General features: G+C 70.8%; 11 protein-coding genes. 4 read left to right on the top strand and 7 right to left on the bottom strand.

The window, feature by feature from the left end:
- Positions 1–86 precede the first annotated feature (86 nt).
- Entirely contained in the window at positions 87–650 is a 564-nt protein-coding gene (locus ACFVU3_RS21095; protein WP_390068210.1) for a TetR/AcrR family transcriptional regulator, read from the top strand.
- 218 nt (positions 651–868) lie between these two features.
- Here ACFVU3_RS21095 and ACFVU3_RS21090 read toward each other — a convergent pair whose 3' ends face one another.
- From ACFVU3_RS21090 to ACFVU3_RS21070, 5 genes are all read right to left on the bottom strand, one after another.
- Positions 869–1,849: an NAD(P)H-dependent flavin oxidoreductase gene (locus tag ACFVU3_RS21090; protein WP_390068208.1), complete on the bottom strand. Its 981-nt coding sequence runs from the start codon at positions 1,847–1,849 to the stop codon at positions 869–871.
- 212 nt (positions 1,850–2,061) lie between these two features.
- Entirely contained in the window at positions 2,062–2,949 is an 888-nt protein-coding gene (locus ACFVU3_RS21085; protein WP_390068207.1) for a 3-hydroxybutyryl-CoA dehydrogenase, read from the bottom strand.
- A 175-nt stretch (positions 2,950–3,124) separates the two neighbouring features.
- Positions 3,125–4,690, bottom strand: coding sequence for a long-chain fatty acid--CoA ligase (locus ACFVU3_RS21080; protein ID WP_390068205.1), 1,566 nt, complete (start codon positions 4,688–4,690; stop codon positions 3,125–3,127).
- Positions 4,691–4,735: 45 nt separating this feature from the next.
- Positions 4,736–6,295, bottom strand: coding sequence for an aldehyde dehydrogenase family protein (locus ACFVU3_RS21075; RefSeq protein WP_390068204.1), 1,560 nt, complete (start codon positions 6,293–6,295; stop codon positions 4,736–4,738).
- 158 nt (positions 6,296–6,453) lie between these two features.
- Complete coding sequence (locus ACFVU3_RS21070; RefSeq protein WP_390068203.1) at positions 6,454–7,806, bottom strand: flavin monoamine oxidase family protein; 1,353 nt, start codon at positions 7,804–7,806, stop codon at positions 6,454–6,456.
- Positions 7,807–8,389: 583 nt separating this feature from the next.
- Between ACFVU3_RS21070 and ACFVU3_RS21065 the strand changes: the two genes are divergently transcribed.
- Together ACFVU3_RS21065 and ACFVU3_RS21060 are read left to right on the top strand one after the other, a co-directional pair.
- Entirely contained in the window at positions 8,390–9,661 is a 1,272-nt protein-coding gene (locus ACFVU3_RS21065; protein ID WP_390068202.1) for a flavin monoamine oxidase family protein, read from the top strand.
- A gap of 134 nt (positions 9,662–9,795) precedes the next feature.
- Positions 9,796–10,620 (top strand): isocitrate lyase/phosphoenolpyruvate mutase family protein, encoded by an 825-nt coding sequence (locus ACFVU3_RS21060; RefSeq protein WP_390068200.1) that lies wholly within the window; start codon positions 9,796–9,798, stop codon positions 10,618–10,620.
- Between the two features lie 213 nt (positions 10,621–10,833).
- On the opposite strand, the gene ACFVU3_RS21055 is transcribed toward ACFVU3_RS21060, so the two are convergent.
- Positions 10,834–11,136: a hypothetical protein gene (locus ACFVU3_RS21055; protein WP_390068199.1), complete on the bottom strand. Its 303-nt coding sequence runs from the start codon at positions 11,134–11,136 to the stop codon at positions 10,834–10,836.
- Positions 11,137–11,745: 609 nt separating this feature from the next.
- Between ACFVU3_RS21055 and ACFVU3_RS21050 the strand changes: the two genes are divergently transcribed.
- Positions 11,746–12,558: a glutamate ABC transporter substrate-binding protein gene (locus ACFVU3_RS21050; protein WP_390068197.1), complete on the top strand. Its 813-nt coding sequence runs from the start codon at positions 11,746–11,748 to the stop codon at positions 12,556–12,558.
- 169 nt (positions 12,559–12,727) lie between these two features.
- On the opposite strand, the gene ACFVU3_RS21045 is transcribed toward ACFVU3_RS21050, so the two are convergent.
- A complete protein-coding gene (locus ACFVU3_RS21045) occupies positions 12,728–14,227 on the bottom strand; it encodes a cryptochrome/photolyase family protein (protein ID WP_390068195.1) in 1,500 nt (499 codons plus the stop codon).
- Positions 14,228–14,414: the final 187 nt, after the last annotated feature.

Below are 14,414 nucleotides of genomic sequence, written 5' to 3'. Positions count from 1 at the left end.
TGTGAGCAGCGCCCCCGGGGCTCCAGGGCGAAGGCCGGGGCAAGCCGTTTTGCAACACGCGTTGTGGGTCCGGCTATGCTGTGGGCATGCCCCGCCAGGTAGATCATGCAGCCAGACTCGAGGCTGTCGAAGACGCGGTGGTCGCCATCGCGGCCGACGCCGGCTTCGACACCGTGACGATCCGTGCTGTCGCCAAACACGTCGGAGCGTCGACATCGGTGGTGACCCACTACGTGGGCAGCCGGGAGGAACTGCTCCGCAACGCCGTCCGCCGAGAACTCGACAGCCGGCGTGCCGAAGCCGACGCGGCGACCGAGGGTCTTGACGGCCAGGCCGCCCTGCGCGCGGTGGTGGAGTGGGCCGTACTGAGCCCCACGGAACGCAGCCATCGCTTCTGGCTCGCTCTCGTCCTGCACACGGCCGGGCATCCGACACTGCGAGGCGAACTCAACCGGTTCAACCGGTGGTGGAACCAGCGGATCGAGCGGCTCCTCCGTGAAGCGGGATCGGCCGACCCCGATCGTGAAGCCGACCTGATCAGCTTGTTCGTCGACGGAATCGTCGTCTCCGGGTTCGACGCCGGCGAACCCTGGACACCGGAGCGACGCACCACATTGCTCGACGCTGTCTGGGCAACCCTGAGTGTCTGACGAGGGCCACGACAGAGGCTCCGCACCAGCTGTCCGAGGCTCGGGGGCGGCCCCGGAGATTCCCTGGCCCATGTCCCGACAGCACGGACACGGTCTCGGCCCCCCGCGGCTTCTCCGCGAGGGGCCGACACGTCGACAGGCTCCTCCAGGATGTACGGACCCCGGGGGCCTGACAGGCAAGGGGAGATCAGCGTCCCGAAGGACCTCTCCGAGCGTCGCTACGCGTTCACCAGGCCCTGAAGGCGTCCGCTGATCAGGTGCTCGGCGTCGGTGACGAGAGTGGAGATCAGGTCACCGACGGTGGGGACGTCGCGGATGAGCCCCTGCGACTGGCCCGCCCACCACATGCCGTCGTCGGTGTGCCCTTCCACCAGCACACGCTGTCGGCCGCGCTTGCCGGAGGCGAGGTGGGCGATGTCGGAGAAGTCGGTGCCGCGGTCCGCCTCGATGGAGAGGATCTCCTCGCTGACGATGTTCCGCACCACACGCGCGGTGTTCCTGAACTTGCGGAAGACCAGCACCGTGGAGCGCTCGTCGTTCGCCACGATCTGCTGCTTGACCGCTTCGTGGACAGGGGACTCCCGCGTCGCGACGAACCGGGTGCCCATGTTGACGGCGTCGGCACCGAGTGCCAGCGCCGCGACCAGACCGGACGCGTCGGCGATCCCGCCGCTGGCGATCAGCGGTATCGACAGCTGCCGTGCGGCGGCAGGGATCAGCACCAGTCCGGGGACGTCGTCCTCGCCCGGGTGGCCGGCGGCCTCGAACCCGTCGATGGCCACGGCGTCCACCCCCAGCCGTTCGGCCTTGAGCGCGTGCCGGACGGAGGTCGCCTTGTGGACGACCTTCATGCCTGCGTCGTGGAAGTGGGGGAGCAGCGGCGCCGGGTTGCTCCCGGCGGTCTCGACGAAGGGGACGCCGGACGCCACGATCACGTCGCGATACCCCTCGTAGTCGACCGACGCGACGGTGGGCAGGATCGTCAGATTGACACCGAAGGGCTGGTCCGTGAGGTCCTGGACCCGCTTGATCTCATCCGCCAGAGCCGCCGGGGTCGGCTGCGTGAGCGCGGTGAGGAAGCCCAGCCCGCCGGCCTCGGCCACGGCGGCGACGAGCGGCGCGGTCCCGACGCCGGTCATTCCGCCGCACATGACGGGGTGGCGTACCCCGAACTCCTGAGTGAACCGGGTCGTCAGCATGGAGAACTCCTGAGGTGATGTCAGTGGGTGAATGAGCCCGCGACCGGCCCGTCCCAGCCGGGGCGTTCACCTGGAGCCGCCGGGTGGGCGGTCGGTCGAACGGCTCGGCCTCGATGTCCGGTAGCGGACGCCTGCCCTGCCGCCCTTCGACCCGCACGAGTCGAAGGGCGGCAGCGCTGAGAAGGGGAGCAGGCCGAGCAGCCGGGCTTCCGCTAACGGGACGCGGTCGCCGGATAGGTGTAGAAACCCCGCCCGGACTTCCGCCCGGTGTTGCCGGCCTGGACCATCCGGGACAGCAGCGGCGGCGGGGCGTAGTGCGGCTCCCTGAACTCGGCGTACAGGGATTCGGCGACGGCCAGAGTCGTGTCCAGTCCGATGTGGTCGACCAGCGCCAGCGGCCCCATGGGGTGACCGCAGCCGCGCACCATGCCTTCGTCGATGTCCTGCGCGACGGCGAAGCCCGACTCGAACATGCGGATCGCGGACAGGAGGTAGGGGACCAGCAGGGAGTTGACGACGAAGCCGGCTCGGTCCTGCGAGACGATGGCGTGCTTGCCCAGGACGGTGCTCACGAAGTGCCGCATCCTCGCCCAGGAACCGTCGTCGGTGGCCAGCGACGGCACCAGCTCGACGAGGTCGAGCGCGGGGACGGGGTTGAAGAAGTGCAGACCCATGACCTGGCCCGGCCGCGATGTCGCCGCGCCGAGTGTCATGACGGGGATGGAGGAGGTGTTGGACGCGAACAGAGCGTCGGGCCGCCGGACGACCCGGTCGAGTGCCGCGAAGATCCCGACCTTCAGGCTCTCGTTCTCCGGAACGGCTTCGATCGAGAGATCCCGGTCGGCGAAGTCGTCCAGGTCGGTGGTGAACGCCAAGGAGGCCCTCGCCCGCTCCGCCCCCTCGGGAGCGAGCCTGCCTCGTTCCACGGCCCGCACGAGCGACCGCTCGATACGTTCCCGGCCGGAATCCAGAGCGGCTTCGTCCACCTCGTAGACCAAGGTGTGCAGGCCGCTGCGCGCGCACACCTCGGCGATCCCGGAGCCCATCAAGCCGCAGCCCACCACGCCGACCTTCTGGATGTCGGGACTGCCGGTGCTCATCGGGTACCTCCGGTCGTGCTGGGCGGGCCCGCCACCAGGGCGGTCGGGCAGGCCCGGTCTGCGGCTTCACGTGCCGCAGCAGGCAGGGGGCGGGGTGCCGGCCTGCTGCGGACGGCGGTGATGGGGAAGCCCGCTCCGGCGGCGTCCGCGTCGAAGCGGCCGGATCCGGGGCGTGTCACCGCAGCTCCCGCTTGAGGATCTTGCCGGTGGCCGTCATCGGCAGGCTGTCGGCGAACTCGACGATCCGGGGGTACTTGTAGGCCGCCATCTGCTCCCGCGCCCAGGCGATGAGCTCCTCGGCCGTGACCGTGGCCCCGGCCTTGAGGACGACCATCGCCTTCACCTCCTCGCCGTGGCTGCTGTGCGGCACGCCGATGACGGCGACGAGCGAGACCGCCGGGTGGGTGAGGAGAACCTCTTCGATCTCACGCGGATAGACGTTGAAGCCACCGCGGATGATCATGTCCTTGGCGCGGTCGACGATGTAGTACCAGCCGTCCTCGTCGCGTCTGGCGAGGTCGCCGGTGCGGAACCAGCCGTCCTCGCTGAGCACCTCCGCCGTCGCCTGCGGCCTGTTGTAGTAGCCCTTGAAGACGTTGTGACCCTGGATGGCGATCTCACCGATGGTGCCGGCGGCTCCTTCCGCGTCCCGCCACGAAGAGGGCTCGATGAGCTTGAGTTCCACTCCAGGCGGCGGAGTCCCGATCGATCCGGGCCGGGCCGGCGCGCCGAGGGGCTTGAACGCGGCGACGGGGGAGGTCTCCGAGAGGCCGTAGCCCTCGGCGATGACGACGCCGAACCGCCGCTGGAAATCCTTGTGGATCTCGACCGGCAGAGCCGACCCTCCGGCGACAGCCATGCGGAGGTTTCCCGCGAGCGTGGCGACGTCGACCGTCTCGTCGAGCACTCCGAGCAGCCCCCAGTACATCGTGGGAACTCCCGCGAAGAAGGTCACGGAGTCCTTGAGCATGGCCGTGATCGCGGCCTGGGGTCCGAAGCGGGGCAGCATCACCACGGTGCCGCCGTAGGCGGCGGCCCCGTTCTGGATCACGGTCTGGCCGAAGGAGTGGAACAGCGGCAGCACACACAGGTAGGTGTCCGGGCGAGCCTCGTCGGCGCCGAAGAGCTCCCTGCCGAGGAGCGCGTTGTCGCGCATGTTGCGGTGCCGGAGTTCGGCCCCCTTGGGCTGACCGGTCGTTCCGGACGTGTACAGGATGACCGCGGTGTCGTCCTCGTCGGTCCGGACCGTCTCGAAGACCGGCGACTGGTTCGCGACGGCGCCGCCGAAGGTCTCGGTTCCCTCGACGGGGCTGGTGGCGGCCGGATCGGCCGTCACCATGAAGAACTCCCTGGTGGCGGCCGAACATCGGAAGCCGTCGTGCGCCTCCTTTCCGATGGGGAGGTCCGGTGAGCCCTCGAAGGCGAACAGCGCGACGGAGTCGGAGTCATCGAGGTGGTAGCCGACCTCACGGCTCTTGAGGAGCACGTTCAGCGGGACGGCTGTGGCGCCCGCCTTGAGGATGCCGTTGTAGACGACGGTGAAGTGCGGCAGGTTCGGGATCATCAGAGCGACTTTGTCCCCGGGCCGCACTCCGCGGGAGACCAGCAGATTCGCCACCTGGTTGGCGGCCGCGTCGACCTGCGCGTAACTCAGACGGGTGTCGCCGAGCACGATCGCGGTCCGGTCGGGGTATTTCCTGGCGCTGCCTTCGAGCAGATCGGCGAGGTTGTAGGTCGGCATGGCGTGTCCTTTTGGCTCGGGGAGGGTGCCGGCGGGTTCAGTGCCTCATCCACGGAGGGCGGAGGCGAGGATGCCGGGGAGCTTGGACCATCCTGGCCGACCCGCGAAGGCGGTGAGCAGCCGTCCGGTGACGGCCGCGGTGCGGTTGGTGACGAACCACGGCGGCCGTGGGGAGAGGGTGAGCTGTCCGGTGAGCACCGAACGGGGGAAGGGACGGAAGGGCCCGCTCACGATCGTGCGCTCGGTGCCGTCCAGCAGGAGCCCGTTGTGGACGATGCCGATGCCGCTCTGTGCGTCCTGAAGCGTGTGGCCGGGGAACGCGCCCCAGGTGGCGCGAGCGGTCAGATAACCGACGCCGGTCCACGCGTTGACCGCGACCGTGCCGTAGCGCAGATCGGCGACGAACCGGGTGAAGTCGTCACCCAGCCGGCGGATGGTCCGCGGATGTGCCACGACGTTCGCGCCCAGCGTGCCGGAGAGCCGTTCGTTGGCGAAGGCGGTGGCACGGGCGAGGAAGTCGCGTCCCTGTCCGGGGAGGCTGGTGACGGCCAGGACGGGGGCGAAGTACTCCTCCGTGAACGCGATGTCGCCCTCGGCCGGTATCTCCTCGAGGAGGACACGCGTGCCTGCTCCGACCGGCCTGGCGGTGCCCGGGTGGTCCTTCACCGCCGCCGAGCATCGTTCATCGCTGCCGGGGTAGTAGGCCGGCCGGGTGATCGTCCTGGTGAATGCCTCGCGCAATGCCGTGAGGAAGTCGTCCTTCTGCTCCCAGTCGCTGCTGACGACGAGGACCTGTGACGCGATGCAGTTGTACCCGTTGTTGTGGAGTTTCTGGGTCGCGATGTGCTCCGCCTGGTAGGCGAGGTCACGCTTCGACCACTTCCCCGGGATCACGATCGTCGGGGAGACGCCTCCCAGTTCACTGGTGATGGGCTTGTCCAGCAGCACCTCGCCGCGGGCCTGTCGCGCCCTGCCTTCCTCGCCGGGGCCGAACACGATGACGTCATGGGACGTGACGCTGCCGGTGATGTGCACGTGACTGACGCCCCGGTGTGCCACCGCGGCCGAACCGACGTCGACTCCGCCGGTGACGATCCGCAGGAGCCCCACTCGATGAAGCCGGCGAACACCTTGCTCAGGACCGGCAGCAGCGGATCCGTGAGCGGGTTCAGCTTGAGCAGGACGACACGGTTGTGGGCGAACAGCTCGTAGAGCGTGTCGAGCGGCGCGATCGAGAAGATGTTGCCCGCGCCGAGGACGAGACCGACACCGCCGGTCGCCTTCGGCGTGCGCTGCCCCAGCCCCGCGGCCGTCCGCAGCCCGTCGGCCGTCATACCGGGCCGGGACCACACGTGTGCGGTGTAGCCGTTGAGCAGAAGCCGGTCGAACAGGCTGTGGGGGAGTACCCGGACGGAGACCCTGTCTCCGGGAGCCGGTGAGAGGGGGAAGCCGTCCAGCGGGCTGTGCCCCGCCTCGAGGGCCGAAAGTGTGGCCGACAGGGCGCTTACGCCGGTGAGCAGCGCGTAGGGGCCGGTGATCCACTCTTCTCCGGCCAGCGGGGACTCTGGATTCAGCTGCTTGATCGCGCAGGCGGCGTCGACCCATTCCCGGCCATGCCGCTGGAGGGCTTCCGACAGGGTGGTGAGCAGGTCGCGGCGTGCGGACAAGGACAGCGCCGCCCAGGTCCGCTCACCGTGGCGGAGCTCCTCGATCAGTGTGTCGAGCGACGGGGAGCCGTCGTTGGATGCATTCATCGGGGGTGCTCACGCTTCCTGGTGGCCGAGGACCTCGGCCGCCGCTCGACGGCCGGACCGTATGGCCCCGTCCATGTAGCCGTTCCAGACGTCCGAAGTCTCCGCACCGGCCCAGTGGATGCGGCCGACCGGCTCGGTGAGCGCGGCACCGTGCTGCGTCCACACACCGGCCCCCAGCCGGCCGCCGTAACAGCCTCGGGTGTACTCCTCCTCCATCCAGTTCTGCTCGGCGTACTCGACGGGGTTCTGGGCCTCCGGCCCGAACATCCTCACCAGCGTGGCCACCGCCGAGACTCTGCGTTCCTCGAGCGGCAAGAGGGCAGCGCTGCGGGCGTGGGCGCCCTCGAAGAAGCCGACGAGGACGCCGCGCGAACCATCCGGCGGAGAGTTGTCCATGGTGACGCTCAGGCCCTCGTCCAGGCTGAAGCCGAAGCCGCTGAGTCCGGCCCGTCGCCAGAACGGAGTGGGATAGGCGACCTGGACCTTGATGACCGACCCCATCGGCATCTGCTGGGTGAGGCCGTCGCGGGACGCGGGCAGCGCGGGCTGGTAGACGAGCCGTCCCGCCAGCGTGGGCGGGATCGCGACGATGACCCGCTGCGCGGTGACCTGTCCGCCTTCGAAGTCGACCCGCACCCCGTCGTGGTCCTGGGAGACCTTCCGGACCGGAGCGTTCAGCCGCACCGCATCACCCAGCTGGTCGGCCAGCCGCTCGGACATCAGGTGGGGGCCGCCGACGACCCGCAGCTCCTGCGCGCCACCCGTGGTGGACACGAGGTTTCCGAGCGTGCCGCCGGACTTGATGTAGAAGAGGAAGTGCAGCAGCGACAGCTCCGCGGGTTCGGCCGAGAAGAGCGCGGGGATGATCGCGCCCCAGAACGCCAGTGCCTCGGTGTCGCTCGTGCGGGTGTGCAGCCACTCGCCGACGCTCTGCCGGTCCAGCTCGGCCGCGGCCGGCGACGTCCAGGGCGAGGACAGCGACACGGTGTCCGCCAGCCCCTCGAGCTCCTGCCGCAGCCGCCCGACCGTCGCCGCGCCCTCGGCGGAGAGGCCGAAGGTCTCGTCGGCGTACCGCGTGAGCGTCCCGTTGTACAACGTCACGGCGGCGCCGTCGTCGTACGTCGGGAACGTCTCGAGGCCGAGCTCGTCGACCAGCTTGAGGACTTCTGTCTGGGTCCGGCCGATCCACTGGCCGCCGAGCTCGACGGGGGTGCCGTCGGACAGACGGTGGCCGAGGGTACGCCCCGCGACGCGGCCCCGGGCCTCCAGAACGATCACGCTGCGCCCCGCGGCACGGACTGCCCTGGCGGCGGTCAGCCCCGCGAGGCCGGCCCCGACCACGACAACGTCGAAATTGGTCACTGCACTCCTCAAAGTCGGTCGCTTGTACGACTCTGCTGTGGATCGCTGCAGAATAGCGGGCAACGGTTTCGCCAACAAGAGTCGAGGAGGCGGAAGCGGAACGAGTCGGAACGGGCCGGGAGTGTTCGGTCGCGAGTCGCCTCAAGGCGCCTCGAACCTAGGCAGCAGCGGTGCTCCCGAAGTGCCGGAGGTACCGCGTGGCCCTGTCGTCGGCGCGCTCGTGGGCGGGTCGGCGATCTGTGAAGGCTCGGGCGGGTCTCTTGCCCCAAGCCGATGCCGTCTCTACTTTAACTCGGACGAACGTCCGAGTTCCCGGTTGTCGACGCCTGGTCCCTCGTCCTGCGGCTGACCGGGCCGGCCGGAGTGCTGGTGCGAGCCGACCGCCGGTGAACCGGTCGTCGCCGTGTCCGCCGGTCCCTGGGGTCCGGCGTTCGAAGGAATCGATCCGGTGATTGTGTGCGCGCTCATGGCAGGAAGCGGGAGGCGGAAGGTGAGAGGTGAACCAGTGAGAGCTGAACGAGCGGGAGAGGTCGCCGACGGGGAGGGCCGTGCCACGACCACGGTGGCCGTGGTCGGTGCCGGTATGGCCGGGCTGATCGCAGCCAGAGAGCTGTTCCGCCAGGGCATCGACGTGCTCGTACTCGAATCCGCCGCCAGACCCGGCGGCCGGATGATGGCCGAGACATCCGCGCTGGGATCACGCCTGGACCTCGGAGGCCAATGGGTGGGCCACGGCCACCACCGGTTCGCCGCCCTGGCCGCTGAGCTCGGTGCCGAGCTGTTCCCCATGCACACGCCCAAGCGGCCTGCCGTCGTCGACGGGCCCCGTAGGGTCTCGGCGATGAACCCGGCCATGCTTGCGGCGCACACCGTACTGCTCGCGTGGGAGCTCCGGGCCAAGCGGGCGGCACCGGGAAAGTGGGCATCGCAGACGGTCGGCGCCTGGCTGCGGAACGTCCCCGGCCGCACGACGCGCAGGCTGCTCGAAGTGCTTGTCGCGGTCACCACCACAGCTGACCTCGACCGTTACTCGATGCATGCCTTCGCGGGCGCGGTCCGGCACCAAGGCGGCCTGAAGGCGATGCTGTCCACCGACGGTGGCGCGCAAGAGAAGCTGATCGTCGACGGTGCGGGCACGCTGACGGACCGGCTCGCCGCCGGCCTCGGAGAACGCGTACTGACCGGCCGTCGCGTCACCGCGATCCACCACGACGACAGCGGCGCAACCCTTCACACGACGGGCGGCGCCCTCCGGGCCGCCCGGGTGATCGTCACTGTCCCACCCCCCATGTCCGCACGGATCGCCTACGACCCTCCGCTGCCCGAGAGCAGAACGATGCTGGAGCGGAACACCTACATGGGGTCGGTGTACAAGGCGATCGCGGTCTACGAGCACCCCTTCTGGAGGCAGCGAACAGGGCATGGGGAGTTCATGCTCCTGGCCCACCCCGGCGGCGCGGTGTTCGACACCACGCCACCCGGCGGCCCAGGGCACCTGTGCATCCTCGTCGCCGGCACGGAGGCGCGAGAGCTCGACCGGACGGACGCCGAAGGGCGGCGCCAGGCCCTGCTCGGCCAGCTCGTCCCGCACATCGGCGCGGAAGCTCTCGCTCCGGCGGGCTGGCACGAGAAGTCATGGCACCTCGATGAGCACGTCGGAGGCGGCTACGCGGCACTGGCTACCCCAGGGACCACCGACGGATACCTTCCCATGCCGTCCCAGTCCGTCGGCGCCCTCCACTGGGCCGGGACGGAGACCGCATTCGAGCACGCCGGATACATCGAAGGCGCCATCCAATCCGGCGAACGCGCTGCCCGCGAAGTGATCAAGAGCCTGCGGGGCACTGCGACGTGACGCACCGCGGAACCGGGGAAGGGACACTCCCGGGAGGCGCCGTCTCCGTCACCTGGACTCAGTAGCGTGCGGTGCGACAGGGGCGGACGGCGTGAGCGTGTCGTCCCGCCGGCCGTGAGAGAAGGGGACGGGTGATGGTGGATCAGGCATCGAAGGCGGAGGCGTTCCGGCGGCTGCACGAGAAGGGCGTGTTCGTGGTCGCGAACGCCTGGGACGCGGGATCGGCGCGGCTGCTGGCAGGCGTGGGGTTCGCGGCGCTGGCGACCACGAGCGCCGGGCTGGCGACGTCGCTGGGCCGGCCGGACGGGCACGGCCTGGTGACCCGGGACGAAGCCCTGGCCAACGCGGCGGCCATCGCTGCCGGCACGAGCCTGCCGGTGACCGCGGACCTGGAGAGCGGCTACGGCGGCACCGGCCAGGAGGTGGCGGACACCATCCGCCTCGCGGCGCAGGCGGGCCTCGCCGGTGCGTCCGTCGAGGACACGACCGGCGACCCGGGCGCGCCGGTGCGGGACGTGGCAGAAGCGGTCGACCGCGTGACGGCGGCCGTGGAGGCGGCACGATCGGTGTCGTCCGGCTTCGTGCTGACCGCACGGGCGGACAACTTCCTCTACGGCCGAGCGGACCTGGCGGACACCATCGCCCGGCTGCAGGCGTTCGAAGCGGCCGGGGCCGATGTGCTGTACGCGCCGGGGCTGCCCGACGCGGCGGCGATCCGGGCGGTCTGCTCGTCCGTCGGCAGGCCGGTGAACGTCCTTGCCTCCCCGGCGGCGGGCAGCGTGGCGGAACTGGCGGAGCTGGGAGTACGCCGGGTGAGCCTGGGCTCCGCATTCGCCCGGGCCGCACTGGGCGGCCTCCTGGCGGCGGCCTCCGAGGTGTCCGAGCACGGGACGTTCGGGTTCCTGGCCGGCACACCGGCCTACGCCCGGGTCAACAGCCTGTTCGAGTCCGACCGGTAGTCGTCGGCCGAGCAGCGGGAACCTCTTGCGCTGAAGCCCCGTCCCCGCTTCAGCCAGGTACCCGGCCGCCGAGCCGGCCGGGCCGCCCGCGGTTCGCGGCCCGGGCGGCCGGCTGCGGGATCTCGGCCCGGATCCCGCGCCTCACCCCTCCTGCGGCCCGCTGTCACCGCCCTGACGAGTCGGCGCGCCGCAGAAGGGAGGAGCACCTGACACTCAGGTGAGCGGGTTGTCCACGAAGCCGCTGTGGAAGCAGGTGGGCTCGCCCCAGTCGGCGACGCAGGTCACGACCTCCACGCTGGTGACGTAGAAGCCGGCGTCGTAGCCGAGGCCGGGGAAGTAGCCGTCCGAACCGCCGCAGCCGTCCGGGTCCGGCCGCTTCTTCGTGGCGACGGTCTGGCCGTTGAACTTGACCCTGAAGTGGATGGAGACGACGTAGTCGACGGTCTCGCACCTGGTGTCCCGGACGGCGGCGGTGCCGTTCTTCCAGCCGCTCCTCGTCCACTCCCAGTTCGCCACTACCGACCCGGCATCGAAGCCGGTCGTGCGATGGGGTCCCGCGGCTGGTTCACGGCGACCGGACCGGGCCGTCCCTCGTGACGGCCATCCGGACGGCGGTCACCCGGCCGGGACCGGCGGGCCCGGCGGGCGTGCCCTCCAGGGGGGCACCGGCACCGGGCGCGTCGCCGCGTCTCGGGTCGGGGGCGGCGCCGGACCCCCGCTCGGGGGGAAGTTCAGGGGACCGGCGCCGGCACCCAGGGCGGCGGTCCTGCACGCCGTCCTGTCCCGACCGTACGGGTCGCGCGGCCTGCGCGCAGGTCCTGATGCGCCGTCGGGGGAGGGACATCCCGCGGGCGCGGCCGATCCGTGCCCCGGGACGCGAGGGCGAGCGGCCTCGTGGTCCGGTGACACCGTAGGAACGCGTTCGCCACGCACCCCGGAACAGGAGCGTGGCGGACGACGCGTGGCGGGACGGTGTGAGGGAAAGGTGATGCGGCCACCTCAAGTTCCGCTCAGATGTGATGACAATCCTTCGATTGTGTCTCTAGTGTCCTCGCAACTGCGGAGGACGGAGCAAGTGCCAAGGACTTCGCCTCCAAGATCCTCCACCAGGGGTAGAGCACCATCGTGAAACTGCGCACCATCCGCTCGGCCGGCACCGTCGTCCTCGCTCTGACCGTCACCGCGTGCGGCCTCGGGTCGGAATCCGGTGGCACGGGCGAGAAGATCGTCATCGGCATCAAGTTCGACCAGCCGGGTCTGGGGCTGAAGACCTCGGACGGCTACGCGGGCTTCGACGTCGACGTCGCCACGTACGTCGCCAAGAAGCTGGGTTACTCCGAGGACGACATCGTCTGGAAGGAAGCCCCCTCGGCGCAGCGCGAGAACCTCATCAAGAGCGGCGACGTCAGGTTCGTCGTGGCGACCTACTCGATCAACGAGAAGCGCCTGAAGGAGGTCGACTTCGCGGGTCCGTACTTCCTGACCCACCAGGACCTGCTGGTCCGCGGCGACGAGGTCTCGATCACCAAGGTCGAGGACCTCAACTCCAGGAAGCTCTGCTCGGTCACCGGCTCGACCTCCGCGCGGAACGTCAAGGAGAAGCTGGCCCCGAAGGCCGGCCTCCAGGAGTTCGGCGGCTACTCCGAGTGCCTGAAGGGCCTGGAGGACAAGAAGGTCGACGCGGTGACCACGGACGCCGCCATCCTGGCGGGCTACGCCTCGCAGCAGCAGCACTGGGGCAAGTTCAAGCTCGTGGGCCTCTCCCTGAGTGACGAGAACTACGGCATCGGCCTCAAGAAGGGCGACGCCGAGCTCAAGGGCAAGATCAACAAGGCCCTGGGGGAGATGGTGTCCGACGGCACCTGGCGGAAGCTCGTGAGCAAGCACTTCAGCCTGTCGAGCTACAAGAGCGAGCCCGCGCCGGCGATCCAGGACTGACGCTCCGCCCGCGAGCGGCCGGAAGCCCCGGGCCCCGGCCGCCCGCGAACCCGGCAAGGTCCGGGAGAGACGGCCTGGAGCCCCCCGCGTGAGCGGCCGCGGCCCCATGCGCCTCAGCTTCACGTCCCGCTTCGCCCGCCAAGCGGTGCGGGCGAGGGGCGCCAGGCCGTCACGGCGGGCCGGAACCCCGCTTCCGCTCCTGTTCCAGGAGCGCGGGCAGGTCTCGCAGCCGGTCGAGTCCCGCCACCGGCCGGGAGACGCGGGGGTTGCTGCGGAGCCGGTCGCGGTGCCGGTGGAGGAAGGCCCAGTACCCGGCCGTGAACGGGCACGCGTCCGCGCCCACCCGCCGGTCCGGGCGGTAGGGGCACGGCCCGCACAGGTCGCTCATGCGGTCGATGTAGGCGCCGCCGGAGGTGTACGGCTTGCTCGTCATCCGGCCGCCGTCCGCGTACTGGGACATGCCGACGACGTTGGGCAGCATCACCCAGTCGTAGCCGTCGGCGAAGCTGCGGTGGAACCAGTCGGTCACGGCGGCCGGGTCCCAGCCGCGCTGGAGCGCGTAGCTGCCGAGGACCATCAGGCGCGGGATGTGATGCGTCCAGCCCGTGTCCCTGACCTCGCGCAGGGCCGTCGCCACGCACCGGGCGGACACGGCGTCGGCGTCCAGCTCCTCCCACCAGCCGGGGACGGTTCCGGTGTGCCCGAGGACGTTGCTCGTCCGGTACTCCTCGCCGAAGTGCCAGTAGAGGTGCCAGACGTACTCGCGCCAGCCGGCGATCTGCCGGACGAACCCCTCCACGGAGGCGAGCGGCGCACCGCCCGCCCGCCAGACGGCCTCCGCCCCCTCCACGCATTCGGCCGGGTCGAGGAGGCCCAGGTTCAGCGACGTCGACAGCAGGCTGTGGCTCATCACGCCGTCGCCGGCCAGCACCGCGTCCTCGTACGCCCCGAACCCGGCGAGCCGGTGGTCCAGGAAGCGCCGCAGGGCGGCGAGCGCCTGGCGCCGGTCCGCCGGGAACGCCCGGGCCCCGTCCCGGCCGACGAAGGAGACGTCCCCGGCCCGTTCCCAGCGGTCCAGGTCGTGCCGGACCTCCTCGTCGATGTCGTCCTCCCGGGGCCGGTACGGTGCCGGCGCGCCCAGCGAGCGGGCTCCTCGCGGCGGGGGCTCGCGGTTCTCGTGGTCGAGGTTCCACACGCCTCCGGCCGGGCCGTCGCCCTCCATCAGAAGGTCGTGGTCGCGGCGGACCCGCCGGTAGAAGTCCTCCATGCGGAGCGTGCGTCGCCCCTTCGCCCAGACGGCGAACTCGTCCGGACCGACGAGGAACCCGCGCGGCGGCAGCACCGCCACGTCGCCCAGCGACCGGACCAGGCGCAGCGCCGCCCGTGAGGTGGGGTGGTGCACCGTCACCCGCCCTCGGCCGACGGCACGGCGCAGCCCTTCCCGGTAGCTGTCCGCCCGTACGTACGTCACCCGGTCGCCGAGCTCGGCGGCGCGGTGCCGCATGGCCGACAGGACGAGGTGCGCCTTGGCCCGGTGGAAGCGCCGGCGGCGGAAGACGGCGCGGGACTCGATCATCACTACGGGGGCGTCGCGCGCGGGCCCGTCCTCGCCCGGTGCCAGGAAGGCGGGCCCCAGCTGATCCCCGAAGAGCCAGTGCGCGTCGCTCATGTCTCATCCGTCCTCTGCCGGCAGCGCTGGGCCACGTCCGGGCGGCCCGGTGCCACGTCCGGTCGTCGTGGATGGCCTCCGGGCGGTCCCGCCCGGCATCCGGGCACTCCCGTACGACCCCGTCATCCCCGCTTCGCCCCGGACGGGGCCCGCGGATGCGTCGCCCCCGGTCCGGAGCGCTCCGGAC

It is taken from the genome of Streptomyces sp. NPDC058052 (assembly GCF_042885515.1).
Classification (GTDB): Bacteria; Actinomycetota; Actinomycetes; order Streptomycetales; family Streptomycetaceae; genus Streptomyces.
The sequence above is the reverse complement of the archived record's forward strand: the minus strand, read 5'-3'. Positions and strand labels throughout refer to the sequence as shown.